15 protein-coding genes and 1 tRNA gene (1 of these 16 running past the window's edge) are annotated in these 20,095 nt (G+C 70.4%); 5 read left to right on the top strand and 11 right to left on the bottom strand.

Translation table 11 applies throughout. From position 1 onward, the window contains the following. Positions 1-13: transfer RNA gene (locus DA075_RS08185), tRNA-Met, on the top strand; it begins 64 nt to the left of the window's first position. A gap of 249 nt (positions 14-262) precedes the next feature. Here DA075_RS08185 and DA075_RS08180 read toward each other — a convergent pair. The 4 genes from DA075_RS08180 to DA075_RS08165 all read right to left on the bottom strand — a co-directional run bounded on the left by DA075_RS08180 (position 263) and on the right by DA075_RS08165 (position 4,839). Next, the gene (locus DA075_RS08180) at positions 263-1,585 is read right to left on the bottom strand and encodes an MFS transporter (RefSeq protein ID WP_099952783.1); all 1,323 of its coding nucleotides are present in this window, start codon (positions 1,583-1,585) and stop codon (positions 263-265) included. A gap of 113 nt (positions 1,586-1,698) precedes the next feature. Then, positions 1,699-2,619 carry a hydroxymethylglutaryl-CoA lyase gene (locus tag DA075_RS08175; RefSeq protein WP_099952782.1) on the bottom strand — a complete coding sequence of 307 codons (921 nt, stop codon included), beginning with the start codon at positions 2,617-2,619 and terminating at the stop codon, positions 1,699-1,701. Beyond that, entirely contained in the window at positions 2,616-3,809 is a 1,194-nt protein-coding gene (locus tag DA075_RS08170) for a CaiB/BaiF CoA transferase family protein (protein ID WP_099952781.1), read from the bottom strand. The genes DA075_RS08175 and DA075_RS08170 overlap by 4 nt, the downstream gene beginning before the upstream one ends. Positions 3,810-3,915: 106 nt before the next feature. Further along, positions 3,916-4,839: a LysR family transcriptional regulator gene (locus DA075_RS08165; protein ID WP_099956486.1), complete on the bottom strand. Its 924-nt coding sequence runs from the start codon at positions 4,837-4,839 to the stop codon at positions 3,916-3,918. A 513-nt stretch (positions 4,840-5,352) separates the two neighbouring features. Between DA075_RS08165 and DA075_RS08160 the strand changes: the two genes are divergently transcribed. The 4 genes from DA075_RS08160 to DA075_RS08145 all read left to right on the top strand — a co-directional run bounded on the left by DA075_RS08160 (position 5,353) and on the right by DA075_RS08145 (position 12,572). Beyond that, on the top strand, positions 5,353-7,605 hold the full coding sequence (locus DA075_RS08160) for an ATP-binding protein (RefSeq protein WP_099952780.1): 2,253 nt from the start codon (positions 5,353-5,355) through the stop codon (positions 7,603-7,605). 9 nt (positions 7,606-7,614) lie between these two features. Continuing rightward, positions 7,615-8,076 (top strand): response regulator, encoded by a 462-nt coding sequence (locus DA075_RS08155; protein ID WP_099952779.1) that lies wholly within the window; start codon positions 7,615-7,617, stop codon positions 8,074-8,076. Further along, positions 8,069-9,832 (top strand): response regulator, encoded by a 1,764-nt coding sequence (locus DA075_RS08150; RefSeq protein WP_099952778.1) that lies wholly within the window; start codon positions 8,069-8,071, stop codon positions 9,830-9,832. Before DA075_RS08155 ends, DA075_RS08150 begins: the two co-directional genes overlap by 8 nt. A gap of 424 nt (positions 9,833-10,256) precedes the next feature. After that, a complete protein-coding gene (locus tag DA075_RS08145) occupies positions 10,257-12,572 on the top strand; it encodes a xanthine dehydrogenase family protein molybdopterin-binding subunit (RefSeq protein WP_099952777.1) in 2,316 nt (771 codons plus the stop codon). Between the two features lie 523 nt (positions 12,573-13,095). On the opposite strand, the gene DA075_RS08140 is transcribed toward DA075_RS08145, so the two are convergent. The 7 genes from DA075_RS08140 to DA075_RS08110 form a co-directional block, all read right to left on the bottom strand. After that, a complete protein-coding gene (locus DA075_RS08140) occupies positions 13,096-13,665 on the bottom strand; it encodes a YciE/YciF ferroxidase family protein (RefSeq protein WP_099952776.1) in 570 nt (189 codons plus the stop codon). Between the two features lie 220 nt (positions 13,666-13,885). After that, positions 13,886-14,293 (bottom strand): hypothetical protein, encoded by a 408-nt coding sequence (locus tag DA075_RS08135; RefSeq protein WP_099952775.1) that lies wholly within the window; start codon positions 14,291-14,293, stop codon positions 13,886-13,888. A gap of 84 nt (positions 14,294-14,377) precedes the next feature. Continuing rightward, the gene (locus DA075_RS08130; RefSeq protein ID WP_099952774.1) at positions 14,378-15,358 is read right to left on the bottom strand and encodes an ABC transporter ATP-binding protein; all 981 of its coding nucleotides are present in this window, start codon (positions 15,356-15,358) and stop codon (positions 14,378-14,380) included. Beyond that, positions 15,355-16,347 (bottom strand): ABC transporter ATP-binding protein, encoded by a 993-nt coding sequence (locus DA075_RS08125; protein WP_099952773.1) that lies wholly within the window; start codon positions 16,345-16,347, stop codon positions 15,355-15,357. Before DA075_RS08125 ends, DA075_RS08130 begins: the two co-directional genes overlap by 4 nt. Continuing rightward, a complete protein-coding gene (locus DA075_RS08120; protein WP_099952772.1) occupies positions 16,344-17,198 on the bottom strand; it encodes an ABC transporter permease in 855 nt (284 codons plus the stop codon). The genes DA075_RS08125 and DA075_RS08120 overlap by 4 nt, the downstream gene beginning before the upstream one ends. Then, on the bottom strand, positions 17,195-18,136 hold the full coding sequence (locus tag DA075_RS08115; RefSeq protein ID WP_099952771.1) for an ABC transporter permease: 942 nt from the start codon (positions 18,134-18,136) through the stop codon (positions 17,195-17,197). The genes DA075_RS08120 and DA075_RS08115 overlap by 4 nt, the downstream gene beginning before the upstream one ends. Positions 18,137-18,533: 397 nt before the next feature. Continuing rightward, positions 18,534-20,087: an ABC transporter substrate-binding protein gene (locus DA075_RS08110; RefSeq protein ID WP_099952770.1), complete on the bottom strand. Its 1,554-nt coding sequence runs from the start codon at positions 20,085-20,087 to the stop codon at positions 18,534-18,536. Positions 20,088-20,095 lie beyond the last annotated feature (8 nt).

Raw genomic sequence — 20,095 nt, 5'->3', positions numbered from 1 at the left:
GTCCCCGCAACCAAGACAACGAACGAGCCCGCCAGCGAAAGCTAGCGGGCTCGTTCGCGTTCAGGCCGGTGGAAGAGAGGCCTGCCCTTCAGCAAGGCGGAGTCGTTCAGGCTGTGACCCCGTCACGGTCGCGCCGGGGGACAATCGGATGGGGGAGGGGCCTTCACCCCGCAGGGCGATGCCGCCGTGGCTCCCGGATCCCATCCCCTGGCGGCTGACCCAGTCGGGTGGGCGGCGGATCTGAGGCGCCGCCCTCTTGTCGTCAGGCGCTGCGGTCGTTGCGGCGCAGGCTCTCGGGCATCGCGAAGAGCAGGAGCCCTGCCGCGACGAGGCAGAGGACGCCGATGCCGTAGAGCGCCGGGGTGGTCGAGCCGGTGAGGTCCTTGACCCAGCCGACCAGGACCGGGCTGACGATGCCGCCGAACTGGCCGAGCGTGTTGATCAGCGCGATGCCGCCCGCCGCGCCGACGCCGGTGACGAGCTTCGCCGGCAGGGTCCAGAAGGTCGGGATCGACGCGACGATGCCGGAGCCGAGCAGCGCCAGGGCGATCATCAAGGGAACGATCTGCCTGTCGAACAGGCCGGCGAGGAAGAAGCCGATGGCGGCCGCGACCGCGAGGCCGGCGACGAATTTCGGCCGCTCGCCCGAGGCATCCGACAGCCGCCCGATGACGATCATGCTGATGGCGCCGCAGATGTAGGGGATCGCGGTGAGGAAGCCGACCGAGGCCGCACTCCCGCCGGTCGCGGTCTTGATCAGGTCCGGGCCCCAGAAGTTCAGGCCGTAGGAGCCGATCTGCAGCAGGAAGTAGACGAGGGCGATGAGCAGGAAGCCCGGCTGCTTGATCGCGCCCCAGAGCGAGTGGTCGCCGATGTCGCGGTTGTGGTGGGCGATGCGCGAGGACAGGAGATCCTTCTCCCCGGGCGAGAGCCAGCGCGCGTCCGCGATGCGGTCGTCGAGTCGGGTGAGCACCAGGGCGCCGAGGATCAGGCAGGGCAGGCCGCCGGCGAGGAAGAGCCACTGCCAGCCGGCCAGCCCCCCGACGCCGTTGAGCCCGCCGAGGATCAGCCCGGCCACCGGGGCGCCGACGATGCCGGCGAAGGCCGAGGCGACGAACATGAACGAGGTGATGCGGCCGCGGAACGAGGCCGGGAACCACAGGGTGAGATAGTACAGGATGCCCGGGGCGAAGCCGGCCTCCATCGCGCCGATCAGGAAGCGCAGGACGTAGAAGTGCCACTCGGTGCGGATGAAGATCATCAGTGCGGTAGCGATGCCCCACGAGATCATGATGCGGGCGATCCAGCGCCGCGCGCCGACCCGGTAGAGGGCGAGGTTCGACGGCACCTCGAAGATCACGTAGCCGACCACGAACATGCTCGCCCCGAGGCCGTAGGCGACGTTGCTGAAGCCGAGGTCGCTCTGGAGCTGGAACTTGGCGAAGCTGATGTTGATGCGGTCGAAAAACGCGAACAGGTAGCAGATCATGATCAGCGGCATCAGCCGCCACGCGACCTTGCGGACGACGCCCGCCTCGGTGAGGGCGTCGGTGCCGGCGAGCGGGCCGGCGGTGGCGATGGCCATGGGGTTTCCTCCGGGCATGGGGACGCCTTCGCCCGGGATGCCGGGCGTGGCAGGGTTCGTTGCGGTGAGGCGAGGGCGGGGCCGCCTTCCTGGCGGGCGGCGTCCCGCCGGTGTCAGGCCGCCTTGAGCGGCGGGGCCGGGCGCAGGTCGAGCGGTCGTCCGGCCTTGGCGACCTGGCCCGGCACGTCGTGGCCGACGAGGCGGGGCAGGTCGCGGGACAGGGCGATGAGCGCGTCGAGGTCGAGGCCGGTCGTCAGCCCCATCTCCTCGGCCATGCTGACCAGGTCCTCGGTGCAGATGTTGCCGGTGGCCCCCGGCGCGAAGGGGCAGCCGCCGAGACCCCCGAGCGCGGCGTCGAACCGGCGCGTACCGGCATCATAGGCGGCGAGCACGTTGGCGAGGCCGCAGCCGCGGGTGTTGTGGACGTGCAGCGTCAGGCGCTCAGGCCCGACCAGCGGCAGCACCCGGGCGACGAGGCGGGCGACCTGGCGCGGATTGGCCATGCCGGTCGTGTCGGCGAGCGTGACACCGTCGACGCCCAAGGCCAGGTAGCGCTCGACCTGGGCCACCACCTTGTCCTCGGGCTCGACGCCCTCGAACGGGCAGCCGAAGGCGGTCGCCACGGTGGCGTTGACGCTGACCTTGCCCCGCACCGTCTCCATGATGGCGGCGAATCCCCGGATCGAGGCCTCCGGCGTCATGCCCATATTGGCACGGTTGTGGGTCTCGCTCACCGAGGCGACGAGGTTGATCTCGTCGGCGCCGGCCGCGAGCGCCCGCTCGGCGCCTTTCGGGTTCGGAACGAGGGCGACGTAGGTGGTGCCCGGCCGGCGTGCGATCCCCGAAAACACCTCGGCCGCGTCGGCGAGCGCCGGCACCGCCTTCGGCGAGACGAAGGACGAGACCTCGATGCGGGCGAAGCCGGCGGCCGAGAGCGCATCGATCAGCCGGACCTTCTCCGCCGTCGGCACGAAGGCCGGCTCGATCTGGAAGCCGTCGCGGGTCGCGACCTCCTGAATGACGATCCGGCTCACGCGACGGCTCCCTTCTGACGCAGCGACGAGATGGCAGCCTCGTCGAAACCGAGCTCGGACAGCACCGAGTCGGTATGGGCGCCGAGCGCCGGGCCCTGCCAGCGCACGGCGCCGGGAGTCTCGGAGAGCTTCGGCACGATGCCGGGCATCTTCACATGGGTGTCGTCCGGAAGCGCCGCCTGCAGGATCATGTCGCGGGCGAGGTAGTGCGGATCGGTCACGATGTCGGCCACCGAATAGATCCGGCCGGCCGGCACCTCGGCACGGTCGAGCACCTCGAGCGCCTCCGTGACGGTCAGGCTCTTCGTCCAGTCGGTGATGACGGCGTCGAGCATCGCGGCCTGGCGTGAGCGGCCCTCGTTGTTGCGCAACGCCGGGTCCTCGGCGAGGTCGGGCCGGCCGATCGCCGTCATGAAGCGGCGGAAGATCGGGTCGCTGTTGCCGGCGATGACGACGAAGCCGCCATCCTTGCTCGGATAGGTGTTCGACGGCGTGATGCCGGGCAAAGCCCCGCCGGTGCGGGTGCGGACCTCGCCGAGGAGGTCGTATTCCGGCACGAGGCTCTCCATGACGTTGAACACGCTCTCGACGAGCGAGACGTCGATCACCTGGCCGCCGCCCTGGCCGGTCTTGACCCGCAGAAGCGCCATCAGGGCGCCGATGACGCCGTGGAGCGAGGCGAGGGTATCGCCGATGCTGACGCCGACGCGGGCCGGCGGGGTGCTCGGATCGCCGGTGGTGAAGCGGATGCCGCCCATCGACTCGCCGATCGCGCCGAAGCCCGGCCGGTCGCGGTACGGGCCGGTCTGGCCGTAGCCGGAGATGCGGACCATCACGAGGTTCGGGTTCAGGCCTGAGAGCACGTCCCATCCGAGCCCCAGCTTCTCCAGCCCGCCGGGGCGGAAATTCTCCACCAGCACGTCGGCGCTCTGAGCGAGCTGCTTGACGATCGCGAGGCCGTCCGGCGCCTTGAGGTTGACGGCGATCGACTTCTTGTTGCGCGACTGCAGGTACCACCAGAGCGAGGTGCCGTCGTGCATCTTGCGCCACTTGCGCAGGGGATCGCCCTCGCCGGGGGGCTCGACCTTGATCACCTCGGCGCCGAACTCCGCCATCAGGCGGGTGGCGAAGGGCGCGGCGATCAGCTGGCCGAGCTCCAGAACGCGAATGCCCGCGAGCGGTCCGCTCATGGCATGTCCTCCCATTCCGTGTGTTTGCGCCTCCTATAGGTGACGAACGCAGGACCGATCCAACCGTATCTCGCGAGCGACCGTTCGCGAACCGAGAATGCAGGCTTCAGGACGCGGCGTGCGGCGACAGATGCGCGACGAGGAGGCCGGCGGCGGGCGAGAGCGTCCCGGGCCGCGTCACGATGATCAGCGCGCGGGCGGCCCAGGGGTCGGTGAGCGGCACCGCCGCGAGCTGCATCGCCCCGCCGATCAGGCCGAAGACCTGCTCCGGCACCACGCCGAGGCCCATATCGGCCTGGACCATGCGGCAGACGGCATCGAAACCCGGCACGTGCACCCGCAGGCGCAACGGGCGGCCGATCCGCTGCGCCTCGGCGCGGACGCTGTCGTAGATCGAGCTCTGGGCGTGCAGGCCGATGAAGTCGTAGCCGAGCGCGTCCGCGAAGGCGATGGTCGCACACCCGGCGAGCGGGTGCTCCCGCCGCATCACCAGGACGAGCCGGTCGCGCCGGTAGGGCGTGGCGCGCAGGTCGAGCGCCGCGACGGACCCGGAGCAGATGCCGATCTCGGCCGCGCCCTCGGCGACGCCCCGGATCACGCCGCCGCTCGGCCGCTCTTCCAGGTCGATCTTGATCGCGCCGTGCCGGGCCTGGAAGGCCCGCAGGTCCTCGGGCAGGAACTGCACGATGGCCGAGAGGTTGGCGAGCATCCGGACGATGCCGCGCACCCCCTTGGCGTGCTCGGCGAGTTCGAGCGCGATCTGCTCGGCGCTCGCCAGCATGCGGCGGGTGTGGTGGAGCAGCGTCTCCCCCGCCGGGGTCGGGCGCATGCCCCGCGGCTCGCGGGTCAGCAGCAGGCAGCCCAAGGCCTGCTCCATCTCGGCCAGGCGTTTGCTCACGGCAGACGGCGCGATCGCAGCGGCCCGGGCCGCGCCGTTGAGCGTGCCTTCCTCGCAGATCGCCGCGAACAGCCGCAGCGTCTTGAGGTCGAGGCGGTTCAGGAGGCCTGAAGCGGACAGCTCGTCGGAAATGGCCGCCTCTCGTCTCAGGGTATGGCCGTGGCGGACTTGCCTTGGAATTCCCGCCGTGGCGGGCCTGGATCGTAAGCGGATTTGGGCCGGTGCGCCAACACGTCGTCGATTGGCTCCTGGTTGATTGGCTCTCGGTTGATTGGCTCCTGCACGATTGCTCGCGGCGTCGCGCTTCGACGAACGGATGTGAGCCCTGCTCCCCTGCGAGGGCTCACGCGTCTTCACCCACGAGCGTGCCGATCATCGACGATTGTCCGGCACTTCACTGAGGAAGAGGAAAAGATGACCGCTCGTCGGCACCGATACATCGATCGATCTTGACCCCGATCCCTATGATCAGCCGCCGACTGTCGGAAAGGGGGGGCCGTGCAGGATGCCGCATGACAACCTGGGAGATGGGCGGATTCACGAGACCGCGCCGGTTTCGCGCACTGGTGGGATCCGTCGCCTTCCCTTAAGGTGCCTGGGTAGAAACCGGTTCGGATGCGAACGGCGCGAGGGGTAAGTGCGGCCATGCGGTCTGTGCAACCGGCGGAACTCACGGCCTGCGACAGGGAGCCGATCCACATCCTCGGCACGTTGCAGCCGCACGGCTTCCTGCTGGCGCTCGACGGGCCGGAGCTGCGCATCGTCCAGGCCAGCGCGAACCTGCCCGACCTGCCGGGGCGCCCCGCCGCGCGGGCCCATGGCTGCGCCTTGCGCGAGGCCTTGCCGGAGGTCGGAGCGCCGGTCGTCGAGGCCCTGACGACGCATCTCGGCCGCGACGGCGCGGCCTATCTGGGCACGCTCAGCCTCGAGACCGGGGCGGGTCCGCGCGCCTACGACCTCGCGGCGCACCGTTCCGGCCCGCTCACGGTGCTCGAATTCGAGGAGAGCGCCGGCGAGGCCTCGGCGGGCAGCCTCGACATGCTCTATCCGCGGCTGCGCGCCTTCATCGAGGCGCTGCACGGGGCCGGCACGGTGGAGGACCTGTGCGGGCTGCTGGCCGCCGACATCCGCCAGCTCACCGGGTTCGACCGCGCCCTGGTCTACCGCTTCGACCGCGACTGGAACGGCACCGTCGTGGCCGAGGACGGCAACGGCGTGCTGCCGTCCTATCTCGACCTGCGCTTTCCCGCCACCGACATCCCGGCCCAGGCGCGGGAGCTCTATCGCCGCAACCGCCTGCGCATCATTCCGGACGCCGCCTACGCGCCGGTGCCGATCGTGCCGGCCCGGACCCCCTCGACCGGGGCTCCCCTCGATCTCAGCCAGTCCGTCCTGCGCAGCGTCTCGCCGGTCCATGTCGAGTACATGCGCAACATGGGCACCATGGCGTCGATGTCGATCTCGATCCTGGTCGAGGGCGTGCTGTGGGGCCTGATCTCCTGCCACAACAAGACGGCGCGGCGAGTGCCGCTGCAAACCCGCAACGCCTGCGACATCCTCACCCAGACCTTCGCCCTCCAGCTCGCCGCCAAGGAGCGCGGGGCACTGGCCGAGCAGCGCCTCGCCCTCGGGGCGATCCAGGCCCGTCTGCTCGGCTTCATGGCCGAGGAGGAGACCTTCGTCGAAGGCTTCCTCAACCATCCGGAGGACGTGCTGGCGCTGACAAATGCCGGCGGGGCCGCGATCGTCACCGGCCAGCGCTGCCACCTGATGGGCCGGACGCCGACCGAGCGGCAGGTCAGGGGCGTCTACGAGTGGCTCTCGTCCGAGCATGGCGGCGAGGCGGTCCACGTGACCGAGTCCCTGGGCGAGGACTATCCGCCGGCGCGCACCATCGCCGACACCGCGAGCGGGCTCCTCGCGATCTCGATCTCGGAGAAATACGCCAGCTACGTGCTGTGGTTCCGGCCCGAGGTGGTCCAGACCGTGCGCTGGGGCGGCGACCCGACCAAGGCCGCCACCCAGGACCCGGCCGGGGGGCCCGCCCGGCTGCATCCGCGCAAGTCCTTCGAGACCTGGAAGGAGACCGTGCAGGGCCGCTCCCTGCCCTGGTCGGTGCCGGAGGTCGACACCGCCAAGGACCTGCGCGCCGCGGTGCTCGGCATCGTGCTGCGCCGGGCCGAGGAGCTGGCGGCGCTGACCGAGGAATTGCAGCGCTCGAACAAGGAGCTCGAGGCGTTCTCGTACTCGGTCAGCCACGACCTGCGGGCGCCGTTCCGCCACATCGTCGGCTATGCCGAGCTCCTGCGCTCGCGCGAGGGCGAGAAGTTCTCGGAGCGCGGGCGGCGCTACGTCGACACCATCATCGAGGCGGCGTTCTCCGCCGGCACCCTCGTCGACAACCTCCTGACCTTCTCGCAGATGGGCCGCAACGCCCTCAACCGCATTCCCTGCGACATGAACCAGCTCGTCGAGGACGTGCGCCGGACGATGATCCGCGACATTCCCCTGGAACGGGCGATCCGCTGGAAGGTCGGCCCCCTCGGCCGGGCCGAGGCCGACCCGGTGATGATGCGGCTCGTGATCGAGAACCTGCTCTCCAACGCGGTCAAGTACACGCGCGGCCGGCCCGAGGCGGTGATCGAGGTCGCGCGCGAGGCCGACCGCGACGGCGAGGCGGTGTTCTGCGTGCGCGACAACGGCGTCGGCTTCGACATGGCCTACGTCAACAAGCTGTTCGGCGTGTTCCAGCGCCTGCACCGCGTCGAGGAATTCGAGGGAACCGGCATCGGGCTGGCGAATGTCCGCCGAATCGTCGAGCGTCACGGTGGGCAGGTCTGGGCCGAGGGCGTCCTGGGCCAAGGTGCGACCTTCCACTTCACGCTCCCCATCCGCTAGAGACGCGCCATGGCCGACCTGAAGCCGATCCTCCTCGTCGAGGACAACCCCAACGACATCGAGCTCACCCTCGCGGCGCTCGAGAAGAGCCAGCTGGCGAACAAGATCGTCATCTGCCGCGACGGCGCGGAGGCGCTGGAATTCCTGCGCCGCCAGGGCCCGCACGCCGAGCGGCCGGTGCAGGACCCCGCCGTCGTGCTGCTCGACCTCAAGCTGCCGAAGGTCGACGGGCTCGAGGTGCTGGCGGCGGTGAAGGGCGACCCGAAGATGCGGGCGATCCCGATCGTGATGCTGACCTCGTCGCGGGAGGAGAGCGACCTCGTGCGCTCCTACCAGCTCGGCGTGAACGCCTTCGTGGTCAAGCCGGTCGGGTTCAAGGAGTTCTTCGAGGCGATCCAGGATCTCGGCGTGTTCTGGGCCGTGCTCAACGAGCCGCCCCCGCACCGGGCGGATTGGGCCTCCGGTGACTGACGCCACGGCGCCGGAGGACGGCGGAGCCCCCTTGCGCATCCTGCTCCTCGAGGACAGCGACCTCGACACCGAGCTGCTCTGCGCCATCCTGGAAGACGCGCAGCTCTCGATCGCCATCGACCGGGTGATCACCCGCGACGCCTTCACGACCGCGACGGCGCAAGGCCGCCACGACATCATCCTGGCCGATTACGTGCTGCCCGCCTTCGACGGGATGAGCGCGCTCGCCACCGCCCGCCAGAACTGCCCCGAGATCCCGTTCGTCTTCGTCTCCGGCACCCTCGGCGAGGACGTGGCCGTGGAGGCCCTGAAGCACGGCGCCACCGACTACGTGACCAAGCAGCGCCTCGACCGGCTGCCGCGGGTCATCCTGCGCGCCCTCTCGGAGGCCCGCGCCCATCTGCGCCGCCGCGCCGCCGAGCAGGCCCTGCGCGACCTCAACGAATCCCTCGAGCAGCGCGTCGCGGAGCGGACGCGGGAGCTGGCGCAAGCCAATGCGGCGTTGCAGCACCAGATCGCCGAGCGCGAGCGGATCGAGGACGCCCTGCGCCAGGCCCAGCGGCTCGAGGCGGTGGGCCAGCTCACCAGCGGCGTCGCCCACGACTTCAACAACCTCCTGACGGTGATCGCCGGCAACATCGAGTTCCTGGAGCGCGCGGTCTCGGACGAGCGCTCGAAGCGCCGGCTCGACATGATGCGCGGGGCGGCCGAGCGCGGCGCCCGGCTGACGGCGCAGCTCCTCGCCTTCTCGCGCCGGCAGAAGCTCGCGCCGGTGCCGGTGCGGCTCAACGAGACCGTCGCGTCGATGCGCGACCTGCTGCAGAGCTCGATGGGCGGCTCGATCCGCATCGAGATGACGCTGCAGCCCGATCTCTGGCCGGCCCTCGTCGACGCGACCCAGATCGAGCTCATCATCCTCAACCTCGCGATCAACGCCCGCGACGCGATGGCGGTCGGCGGCTGCCTGACCATCGAGACCGCCAACGTTCAGCTCGATGCCGAGCCGAGCCGGCCCGAGGAGCCGAGCCCAGGCGACTACGCCATGGTGGCGGTGAGCGACACCGGCACCGGCATCCCGCCCGAGGTGCTCGCCCGGGTGTTCGAGCCGTTCTTCACCACCAAGGAGGTCGGCAAGGGCTCCGGCCTCGGCCTCGCCCAGGTCTACGGCTTCGCCAAGCAATCGGGCGGCGGCGTGCGCATCGACACCACGCCCGGCGAGGGGACCTCGGTACGGGTCTACCTGCCGCGGGTGGCGGCGGAGGCGGCCGCGCACGAGGTGCGCCCGGCCGAGATCGACTGCGCCGAGTCGCGCGATCCGGGCGACAAGCGGGTGGTGCTGGTCGTGGACGACGACAGCGCCGTGCGCGACATCACCACGACGCGCCTCGGCGAGGCGGGCTACGCGATCCGCGAGGCGGGCTCGGGCCTCGCGGCGATCCAGGCGCTGGAGAGCGACGCTTGCGTCGACCTCGCGGTGCTCGACTTCGCGATGCCGGGCATGAACGGCGTCGAGGTCGCGACCGTGATCCGGAGCCGCTGGCCGCAGATCCAGATCCTGTTCGTCACGGGCTATGCCGACCACACCGCCCTGTCGCGGATCGAGGGAGGCGGCGAGGACCGGGTGGTGCAGAAGCCGTTCCGCGGCGAGGACCTGGAGCGCAAGGTCGCGTCGATCCTGGAGCCGCGCCCGCGGCTGACCCTGGTGAGCGGCGGGGCTGAGGCGCCCGCGCGAGCCGCCGGCACGGGCCGGGGGTGAGCGCCAGGGCGGTCCGACGCGCCTTCGAGAAAGAGTGGCGCAGATTCTCTCCTCTCCCCGCCTGCGGGGAGAGGAGAGAATCTGCGCCACTTCTTTTTGCCGAACGGCTCTCGGCCAACGGCAAGCCGCGTCAGAAGCGCCGCAGACGCCTACGATCCGACGTGCTACGGTTCTCGCCGATAAGGACCTGAGTCGCACGTTCGGCCGGTCCATCGGAGGATGAACGCTGCATGGCAGGATCCATGGTGACACCCATGGCCGGAGCGCGACCGCTCCAGATCGGTCCATCTCGCCGCAAACCCGCGCAGGCGGGACCGGCCCCCATCCGCCATCGCATCTCCTCGTTCACGCGACACCGCGCGCCCCGGGCCAGGCCCGCCTTCCGCGCCGCGCACCCCGCTCCGCATCGCATCGCGAGGTTTCCATGACAGTGACCAAGTTCGGTCTCGGCCAGCCGCTGCGCCGGGTCGAGGATCGTCGGCTGATCACCGGCGAGGGCCATTACGGCGACGACCACGCCCCCGAGGGCTGCCTGCACGCGGCCCTGCTGCGCAGCCCGCACGCCCATGCGACGTTCACCATCACCGACCTCGACGCCGCCCGGGCGATGCCCGGCGTGCACCTCGTGCTCACCGCCGAGGACGTGGCCGGCCTCACCGACATCAAATGCCAGGCCCCGCTGCCGAACAGCGACGGCAGCCAGAACCACGTCGCCAACATCCCGCTGCTGGCGAAGGGCGTCGTCAAGCATATCGGCGACGCCGTCGCCTTCGTGGTCGCCGATACGGCGTCCCAGGCCCGCGACGCCGTCGAGGCGATCGGCATCGAGTACGAGGTGCGGCCGGCCGTGGTCGGCATCCGCGGCGCCATCGCGGGCGGCGGCACCGCCGTGTGGGACGAGCAGCCCGACAACGTCTCGTTCGACGCGACCATGGGTGACAAGGCGCCGGTCGACGCCGCCTTCGCCAAGGCTGCCAAGGTGGTGAAGGTCGAGGTCGAGAACCAGCGCCTCGTCACCAACTACATGGAGACCCGCAGCGTCGTCGCCGAGTACGATGCCGGCACGGAGCGCTTCACCCTCACCATCCCGAGCCAGGGCGTGCATGGCCTGCGCAAGACCCTCGCGGGCGTGCTCGGAGTCGAGAAGGACAAGTTGCGGGTCGTCACCGGCGATGTCGGCGGCGGCTTCGGCACCAAGACCTTCACCTACCGCGAGTACCCGCTGGCGGCCGAGGCCGCGCGCCGGCTGAATAAGCCGGTGAAGTGGGTCTCGGAGCGCGGCGAGCACTTCGTCGCCTGCACGCAAGGGCGCGACAACCTCTCGGTCGGCGAGGTGGCGCTCGACGCCGACGGCACCTTCCTCGCCATGCGCTTCGACGTGATCGGCGATCTCGGCGCCTACCTGTCGCAATACGGGCCCTACATCCCGTATCTCGGCGCCACGATGCTGACCGGCGTGTACAAGACTCCGGCGGTGCACGTGCGGGTGCGCGGGGTCTACACCAACACCGTGCCGGTCGACGCCTATCGGGGCGCCGGGCGGCCGGAGGCGGCCTACCTGATCGAGCGCCTGGTCGACCGGGCGGCGCGGGAGACCGGGCTGTCGCCGGCCGAGATCCGCCGGCGCAACTTCATCCCGCCGAGCGCGATGCCCTACACCACGCCCATCGGCGACCGCACCTACGACACCGGCGACTTCGCCGCCCATATGGGCCGCGCCATCGAGGCGGCCGACTGGAACGGCTTCGAGGCCCGCGCCGAGGAGTCCCGCCGCAACGGCCTTGTCCGCGGCATCGGGCTCGCCACCTACATCGAGTGCACCGCCTGGGGCGATGGTGAGGACGTCAAGATCACCCTCGACACGGATGGCGGCGCGACCGTCTATGTCGGCACCCAGTCGAACGGCCAGGGCCACGCCACGGCCTACGCGCAGTTCGCGGCCGAGCATCTCGACCTGCCGCTCGAGCGGATCCGGGTGGTGCAGGGCGACACCGACCGTGTCGCCACGGGAGCCGGCACCGGCGGCTCGCGCTCGATTCCCGTCGGCGGCATCTCGGTCGGCGCGGCTTCGAAAAACCTCGCCGGCAAGCTCAAGGAGCTCGCTTCCGAGGAGCTGGAGGCCGGCGTCCAGGACCTGGAGATCGCCGAGGGCGCGGTGAGGGTTGCCGGCACCGACCGGTCGATCGACTTCGCGGCGCTCGCCAGCCTGCCGAAGGCCACCGAGGCGATGCTGACGGGCCAGGGCGACTTCGTGCCGCCGAGCGCCACCTACCCCAACGGCACCCACGTGGCCGAGGTCGAGATCGATCCCGAGACCGGCATCACCACGATCGTGCGCTACACCGTCTGCGACGATTTCGGCATCGTGGTGAACCCGCTGCTGCTCGCGGGCCAGGTCCATGGCGGGGTGGCGCAGGGCATCGGCCAGGCGTTGCACGAGCGCACGGTCTACGACGACGACGGCCAGCTCCTGACCGCGAGCTTCATGGACTACGCCATGCCGCGGGCCGGCGACGTGCCGTTCTTCCACTTCGAGACGAAGAACGTGCCCTCGACCACCAACCCGATGGGCATCAAGGGCGCGGGCGAGGCGGGCAGCATCGGCTCCTGCCCGGCGGTCATGAACGCGGTCGTCGACGCCCTCGACCGCAGCGTGGGCCTGCGCGACATGGACATGCCGGCGACCCCGGCCCGGATGTTTGCGGCTCTGGAGCCGCTGCGCAAGGCGGCCGCCGCCTGACGGCGACGGCGCGAACCCTCTGATACCGCCGCGCCTTCGAACGGACCCGTTCGAAGGCGCTGGCTAAGCCCGAACGGGCGTCGGCGCTGATGCGCCGGACGCCTTGGCATCGACGTGTCGATGCCAAGGTGCGAGGGTATGATGCGGCGCCCGGCCTTCCGGCCGGGCGCCGTTTCCGTGTTCGGTGAAAGGCGCCGCTCACGGATGGACGCCCGGCGCCGCGGCGGTCGCGAAGGCGCCGTCGGCCGTCCGCACCGCGCAGCCCTCGCCGGCGCCGCATTGCGGGACATGCTCCAGCGGGTCGATGCCGGCCGCCGCCAGGTCGGGATTGGCCGCCAGATCGCCTTTGGTGTCGAAATAAGCGTTGGGGTTGCGCCCCCCGCGCCAGCCGATCAGGTCAGGTCAATCCTCGTAGAATTTGCCAGATTCAAAAATAGCAAGCGCAGGACGGGCACCTTACAGACTGAAGACATGTGAATCGGAGCGGCGCAGACATATGCGCCGCCGTCATGGCCATGCCGGATCAGGCCGCCTTGCCGGATTTGGGCGAACCGGACTTTGACGGTTGGGACCTGGACGTGCCGGAGGCGGATTCGCCGTCCTCCACGCCCTCGGCGTTGAGGCGCTCGGCGAGGCCGGTCAGCAGCTGGTCGGCCTTCTTCTCTTCCTGCAGCGTCTCGTCGAGCAGCCGGGCGGCGTCCTCGTGACCGAGCTGGAGCGCCCAGGTCTTCAGCGTGCCGTAGCGCGCGATCTCGTAGTGTTCGAGGGCCTGGGCCGAGGCGGCCAGCACCGCATCCGCGGCCGGACCGTCGCCGAAATCCTCCAGGTCCTCCTCCATCTCGCTCGTCAGGCCCTGCATCGCCTCGCAGGTCTTGCCGCGGGCCGGCTTGCCGATGATGTCGAAGACTTGCTGGATCCGCTCGACCTGGGTCGCGCTCTCCTCGGCATGGGTCTCGAAGGCCTGCCGCAATTCCTCGTGTTGCGCCGACTTGGCCGCCTTCTTCAGCGCACGGACCGATTGCCGCTCGGCATAGTACACGTCCTTGAGCGTCTCGTAGAACGCGTCGCGCAATGTCTTCTGTTTCGCTACCATACGCGTACCTGCATTGACTTAAGGTCAACTGACCGGGTCAACGGTTCATCGAACCGTGATTGCAGGAAGAACGCGCGGACTCTGTCGGAGGTCCAGGGAGATTCGTGGAAAAGTCAATTCTGCGGTCACGGGTGGGGGATGCCCTGCGGCGCCGGCGGCGGAGGGAGGCGTCGCGCCGCCGGGGCGATCGTCCCCGGCGGCGTTCGTGGTCCGATCGTTCTCAGCAGGACAGCTTGCGGCCCTCGCGGAAGCCGTGGACCTGGAAGTGCTTGTAGCCCGACTCCATCTTGCCGGCGAGCACGGCGCGGGCCACGTCCGGGTTGCAGCGCAGGTATTCGCGCTCGTTGAAGGCGGCGCCACCACGGTTGCGCTCGCCGTAATCCCGGTCGCGGTCACGAGACCCGTAGTCGCGGTCGCGGCCACGGTAGTCGTCCCGCCGGCCGTAATCGTCGCGGCGGTCCCGATAGTCGCGATCGCGATAGTCGCTGTCGCGGCTGCGGTACTCGCGATCGCGGGAGTCGCGGTCGCGATAGCCGTAATCGGGCCCGCCCCAGGACTGGGCCGAGGCGGTGCCCACCGCGCCGATCAGGCCCAACCCGATGACGGCCATGACTCCGAATGTCTTCATCTCGCGTGTTCCCCCTTGTCCGGGCGTGTCGTCGCCGCTGCGGAAGCTAGTGCATGCAGGGGCGGAAGGGGATAGGCGGCCCCGTCATGCCTCGCCGTAGAGGTGGCAGGCGACGCTGCGGCCCGGCGCCGCCTCGCGCAAGACCGGCGCCTCGGCGCGGCAGCGCTCGAAGGCGTGCGGGCAGCGGGGATGGAAGTGGCAGCCCGACGGAGGCTTGAGCGGCGAGGGCGGCTCGCCCTCCTGGAAGCTCATCGCCACCGGCCGCTCCGGGTCCGGCACCGGGGAGGAGGCCTTGAGGAGCTGGGTGTAGGGATGCAGCGGCTCGCCGAAGAGCGGGCCGACGGGGCCGCTCTCCACCACCCGGCCGAGATACATCACGGTCACCCGCTGGCAGAAATGCCGGACCACGCCGAGATCGTGCGAGATGAACACGAAGGCGAGGTTGCGGGCCTGCCGCAGCGAGTCGAGCAGCCGCAGGATCTGCGCCTGGACCGAGACGTCGAGGGCCGAGACCGGCTCGTCGGCGAAGATCAGGTCGGGCCCGAGCGCGAGCGCCCGGGCGATGCCGATGCGCTGGCGCTGGCCGCCGGAGAATTCGTGCGGGAAGCGGGCGGCGGCAATCGCCGGCAGGCCGACCTCGGCGAGCAGCCCGGCGACCCGCTCCGTCAGCTCCGCCCCGCGGGCGAGGCCGTGGACCCGCAGAGGCTCGGCGAGCGCCTCGCCGACGCGCTGGCGCGGATCGAGGGAGGAGGCGGGGTCCTGAAACACGATCTGCATCCGCCGCCGCAGCCGCCGCATCGCGCCGGCGGAGGCGGCGAGCACGTCCTGCCCGTCGAACCGCACCGCGCCGCCGTCGGCCTCGGTGAGGCGAAGGGCCACCCGGGCGGTGGTGGACTTGCCGCAGCCGGATTCGCCGACGATGCCGAGCGCTTCGCCGCGCGCGACCTGGAACGAGACCCGGTCGAGGGCGCGCACCAGGCTGGTCCTGGCGACCGGGAAGCCGCGGCGGATCGTGAAGGTCTTCGAGAGATCCTGGACCTCGAGGAGCGGCGATGTCGTGCTCATGCGGCCCTCACCCAGCAGCGCACCGCGTGGTCGGGCGCGTCTTTGAGCGGCACCAGCGGCGGCCGCTCGCGGCAGCGCTCCTCGCGCAGCGAGCAGCGGCCCTGGAAGCGGCAGCCCTCCGGCATCTCCGGCAGGGTCGGCACCGTGCCGGGGATCGCCGCCAGCTCCTGCACCCGGTCGACCCGCGGCATCGCCTGGAGCAGGCCCTCGGCGTAGGGGTGGGTGGGCCGGGCGAAGAAGGCGCGCACCGGCGCGCTCTCGACCACGTCGCCGCCATACATCACCATCACGCGGTCGGCGACCGAGGCGACGACGCCGAGATTATGGGTGATGAGCAGCACCGCCAGCCCCTCGCGGCGCTGGATGTCGGCCAGCAAAGCCAGCACCTGCGCCTGGATGGTGACGTCGAGCGCCGTGGTCGGCTCGTCGGCGATCAGCACCCGGGGGCCGCAGGCGAGCGCCATCGCGATCATCACCCGCTGGCGCATGCCGCCGGAGAACTGGTGCGGATAGGCGTCGATCCGCTCGGCGGCGGACGGAACCCGCACCCGCTCGAGGAGGGCGATCGCCTTCGCGCGCGCCGCCGCCTTCGACAGGCCGCGATGGCGGCGCAGGGCCTCGGCGATCTGGAAGCCGATCGTCAGGACCGGGTTGAGCGAGGTCATCGGCTCCTGAAAGATCATCGCCAGGCGGTCGCCGCGCATCGCCTCGCGCTCGGCCTCCGAGGCCGCCCGCATGTCGGTGCCGTCGACCACGATGGAGCCGGCTGCGATGCGGCCGACCTTCGGCGCCAGCAGCCCCATCACCGAGAGGGCGGTGAGGCTCTTGCCGCATCCCGATTCGCCGACGAGGGCCAGGGTCTCCCCGCCGGACACCGCGAACGAGACCTCCCGCACCGCGTCGTACCAGGTGCCGCCGGCCCGGATCTGGGTGGTGAGCCCCTCGACCTTCAGGAGGTCCGGCGTCGCGGCGTTCGTCGCGGTGTTCATGGTGCCCCCCGCGGGTCGGTGGCGTCGCGCAGGCCGTCGCCGATCAGGTTGAGGCCGACCATCACGGCCAGGATCGCCAGGCTCGGGAAGATCGACAGCCAGGGCGCGTCGAGCAGGTTGTCGAAGCCCTCGCGCACGATGCTCCCCCAGGTCGCGGTCGGCGGCGGCACGCCGAGGCCGATGAAGGCGAGGGTCGATTCGGTGCGGATCGCTGTGGCGAGCCAGAGCGAGGCCAGCACCACCACCTCGTCGAGGATGTTCGGCAGGATGTGGCCGAACATGATGCGGAGATCGGAATAGCCGAGCGCCCGGCAGGCATCGACGAAGTCGCGCTGGCGCATGGCGAGCGTCGAGCCCCGGGCGATGCGGATGAAGGCCGGCACCGCCGTGACCGCGATGGCGAGGATCAGGTTGCCGAGGCTCGGCCCCAGCACCGCCACCAGCATCAGCCCCATGATGAGCTGCGGGAAGCTCAGGAGCACGTCGGTGGCGGCGGTGATCAGCCGGTCGGTCCAGCCGCCGAAATAGCCGGCCACCACCCCGATCACCGTGCCGACGACGACGCCGATGGCGGTGGCGAGGAAGCCGACCGAGAGCGAGATCCGCGCACCCCAGATCACCCGCGAGAGCACGTCGCGGCCGAAGAAGTCGGTGCCGAACCAGTGCTCGGCGCTGGGTCCCACCAGGGCGGCGACCGGGTCCTGCTCGTTGGGATCGTAAGGGGCGATCCACGGCGCCAGGATCGCCAGGAGGATGACGGAGAGCACCGTGACGGCGCCGATCATCAGGCCCGGCGAGCGGGTGGCCCGGCGCCAGGCGCTCGGGGCGGCGGAGGCGGCAGCGGCGCTCATTGAGCCGAGACCCGCGGATCGACGAGGCCGTAGGCGATGTCGGTGAGCACGTTGGCGACCACGATGGCGAAGGCGGAGACGACCATCAGCCCCTGGAGCAGGCTGTAGTCGCGCTGGGTGAGCGCCGTGACGATCAGCTTGCCGAGGCCGGGGCGGTTGAACACGATCTCGGTCAGCACCGCGTTGCCGATCAGCACCCCGAGATAGAGCCCCACCACGGTGACGACCGGCACCAGCACGTTGCGCAAGGCGTGACGCCAGACCACGATTCGGGCCGGCATCCCCTTGGCCCGCGCGGTACGGACGTAATCTTCGCCGAGCGCCTTCAGCATGCCGGAGCGGGTGACCCGGGTGACGTAGGCGACCATGAGGAGGCCGAGATTGAGCGCCGGCAGCACCAGCGCGCCGAGCCGGTCGAGGATCCCGCCGGTGCGCGGGGTCGAGATCACCGGGAACCAGCGCAATTGCACGGCGAACGCGATCAGCAGCAGGATGCCGGAGACGAAGGCCGGGAAGGAGACGCCGGCGAGCGACACGATGCGGGCGATCCAGTCGGCGAGCCCGTCGCGCCGCCGCGCCGCCACGACGCCGAGCGGCACGCCCACCCCGACGCCGATGGCGACGGCCGCCAGCGTCAGCTCGATCGTGTAGGGCAGGACGTGGGCGACGTCCTCCAGCACCGGCCGGTTGGTGGTGAGCGAGCGGCCGATATCGCCGGTGGCGATCTGCCCCATGAAGGTGAGGTACTGGACGACGATCGGCTGGTCCAACCCGAGCTTCGCCCGCAGGTCGGCCCGGGCGGACGCGCTCGCCTGGTCGCCCAGGATCACGATGGTCGGATCGCCCGGCACCACCCGCACGAGCACGAACACCACGGTCAGCACCGCCACCAGCGTCGGGATCGCCAAGAGGAAGCGCTTGAGGATGAACTGGAGCATGGGCGGACCAGGGGTTGGAGGGAGGTATCGCGACATCACCGAATGACGCGCGGGTCTCTCCTTTCCCCGCGGGCACACGGCTGTCTGGGGAAAGGACTGGCGCGGGTTTTACCCTCCCCCTCTGCGGGGGAGGGTGCCCGGCTGCGGAGTGCGGAGCACTCGTGCGCCGGGCGGGAGAGGGGCAGCGCGACGCTGTTCCAGTAGAGCCCTTCACGACGGCTCCGCCATATCCGGAAGCGGCGTCCCCTCTCCCGGCTCGCTCTGCTCGCCACCCTCCCCCGCAGAGGGGCGAGGGGGAAACCCGCGCCATTTTTTCCCGGACAGCTCTGCGCCCGTAGCGAGAGAGGATGCGCACGACCCGCCGTGAGGAGCGGGCCGGTCGCGCGCCGAGAAAGGCTTACTTCTTGTCCGTCGCCTCGGTGATGACCGGCCCCAGATGGATCGCGCCCTTGAAGTCGTAGCCGTAATCGACCGTCTTCTTGTGCGCCCAGACCTGCAACCCTTCCGAGAGCGGCACGGCGCAGACCTGCTCGATGATCTTCTCCTGCGCCGCCTTCCACAACGCCTTCTGCGTCTCGGGGTCTGGCTCGGTGCGGGCCTTGCGGATCTCGGCATCGGCGGCATTGCAGTGGGAGAAGTTCGTCACCGCATTCGGCGTGCCGACCGTCGAGGCCGAATCGAAGAACTGGGTCAGGTAGGTGTCGGCGACGGGGAAGCGCGCCGCCGCGTAGTAGACCGCGTCCGACAGGTCCTTGCGGATCTGGGCGTGGAATGTCTGGTGGTCGACCACGTCGAGCTTCAGCTCGATCCCGGCCTTCTTGAGCTGGCCCTGCACGATCTGCATCGCGGTCAGCATGGTCGGGAGGCTGGTCTGGATCGCCGTGATGGTGAGGCCGTTCGGGTGCCCGGCCTCGGCCAGGAGCGCCTTGGCCTTGGCGAGGTCGTAAGCAGGCAGCGGCGCCTTGTCGTCGGTCCCGAGATAGCCCTTCGGGATGATCGACACCGCCGGCTCGGTGACGCTGGCGCCCTTGAACTGGACGATCTGCGCCTGGCTGATCGCATGGGCGATGGCCCGGCGCACCCGCACGTCGTCGAGGGGCTTGTGGCTGATGTTGAGATGCAGGAGGGCGAGCTCGGCCGGCCGCACGATGTCGACCGAGACGTCCGGCTCGCGGCCGAACCGCTCGGCCCAGCGCTGGTCCTGGCGGCCGTAGACGATATCGAGCTCGCCCGAGGTGAAGGCGAGGTCGCGGGCGGCATCGGCGGGGATCAGCCGGTAGAGGATGCCGCCGAGCTTCGGCGTGCCGCGGAAATAGTCCGGGTTGGCGGCGAGCCGCACGCTCTCGTTCGGCTTGTACTCGGCGAAGGCGAAGGGCCCGGTGCCGATGGGCTTGAGGCGGAAGTCGTTGCCGAGCGCCTCGACGGCCTTGCGGCTGAGCACGTTGCCGCCGTGGTAGTTCGCCACGAGCCCGAGCAGCGACGGCACCGGGTGCTTGAGGGTGATCCGCACCGTGTACGGGTCCACCGCCTCGATCGCCTCGAAGGCGGCGTAGTCGGTCGAGAAGGACGAGGTTTTCGGATCGGCGGCGCGCTTCAACGAGAACACCACGTCGTCGGCGGTCATCTCGCCGTAGCCGCCGTGGAACTTGACGCCCTTGCGCAGGGCGAAGGTCCAGGTGCGGCCGTCCTCCGAGCGGGTCCAGGATTCGGCGAGGTCCGGCTCCAGGGTCTCGAGGCTGGTCGAGCCGGGCTTGAACCGCACCAGCCCGTTGAAGATCCAGGACACGACCGGCTTGTCCTGGGTGCTGGTGGCCCGGAATGGATCGAGCTGGCTGACATCCGCCGCCGCCATGCCGATCGTCAGGGTCTTGGTGCCTTGCGCCAAAGTCCCTTGCGTCATGGCCGGCCCGGCGGCGAGCAGGGCGGCCGCGGCGAAGAGGAAGCGTCTCATCGTGGTGA

It is taken from the genome of Methylobacterium currus, assembly GCF_003058325.1.
GTDB lineage: Bacteria > Pseudomonadota > Alphaproteobacteria > Rhizobiales > Beijerinckiaceae > Methylobacterium > Methylobacterium currus.
Note: the sequence above shows the minus strand (reverse complement) of the source record. Positions and strands in the feature narration are given on the sequence as shown.

Excerpts from the sequence above, each read along its gene's own strand:
- DA075_RS08180 (WP_099952783.1), bottom strand. The coding sequence starts at position 1,585 with ATGGCCATCGCCACCGCCGGCCCGCTCGCCGGCACCGACGCCCTCACC.
- DA075_RS08170 (WP_099952781.1), bottom strand. The coding sequence starts at position 3,809 with ATGAGCGGACCGCTCGCGGGCATTCGCGTTCTGGAGCTCGGCCAGCTG.
- DA075_RS08160 (WP_099952780.1), top strand. The coding sequence starts at position 5,353 with ATGCGGTCTGTGCAACCGGCGGAACTCACGGCCTGCGACAGGGAGCCG.
- DA075_RS08155 (WP_099952779.1), top strand. The coding sequence starts at position 7,615 with ATGGCCGACCTGAAGCCGATCCTCCTCGTCGAGGACAACCCCAACGAC.
- DA075_RS08145 (WP_099952777.1), top strand. The coding sequence starts at position 10,257 with ATGACAGTGACCAAGTTCGGTCTCGGCCAGCCGCTGCGCCGGGTCGAG.
- DA075_RS08140 (WP_099952776.1), bottom strand. The coding sequence starts at position 13,665 with ATGGTAGCGAAACAGAAGACATTGCGCGACGCGTTCTACGAGACGCTC.
- DA075_RS08135 (WP_099952775.1), bottom strand. The coding sequence starts at position 14,293 with ATGAAGACATTCGGAGTCATGGCCGTCATCGGGTTGGGCCTGATCGGC.
- DA075_RS08130 (WP_099952774.1), bottom strand. The coding sequence starts at position 15,358 with ATGAGCACGACATCGCCGCTCCTCGAGGTCCAGGATCTCTCGAAGACC.
- DA075_RS08125 (WP_099952773.1), bottom strand. The coding sequence starts at position 16,347 with ATGAACACCGCGACGAACGCCGCGACGCCGGACCTCCTGAAGGTCGAG.
- DA075_RS08120 (WP_099952772.1), bottom strand. The coding sequence starts at position 17,198 with ATGAGCGCCGCTGCCGCCTCCGCCGCCCCGAGCGCCTGGCGCCGGGCC.
- DA075_RS08115 (WP_099952771.1), bottom strand. The coding sequence starts at position 18,136 with ATGCTCCAGTTCATCCTCAAGCGCTTCCTCTTGGCGATCCCGACGCTG.
- DA075_RS08110 (WP_099952770.1), bottom strand. The coding sequence starts at position 20,087 with ATGAGACGCTTCCTCTTCGCCGCGGCCGCCCTGCTCGCCGCCGGGCCG.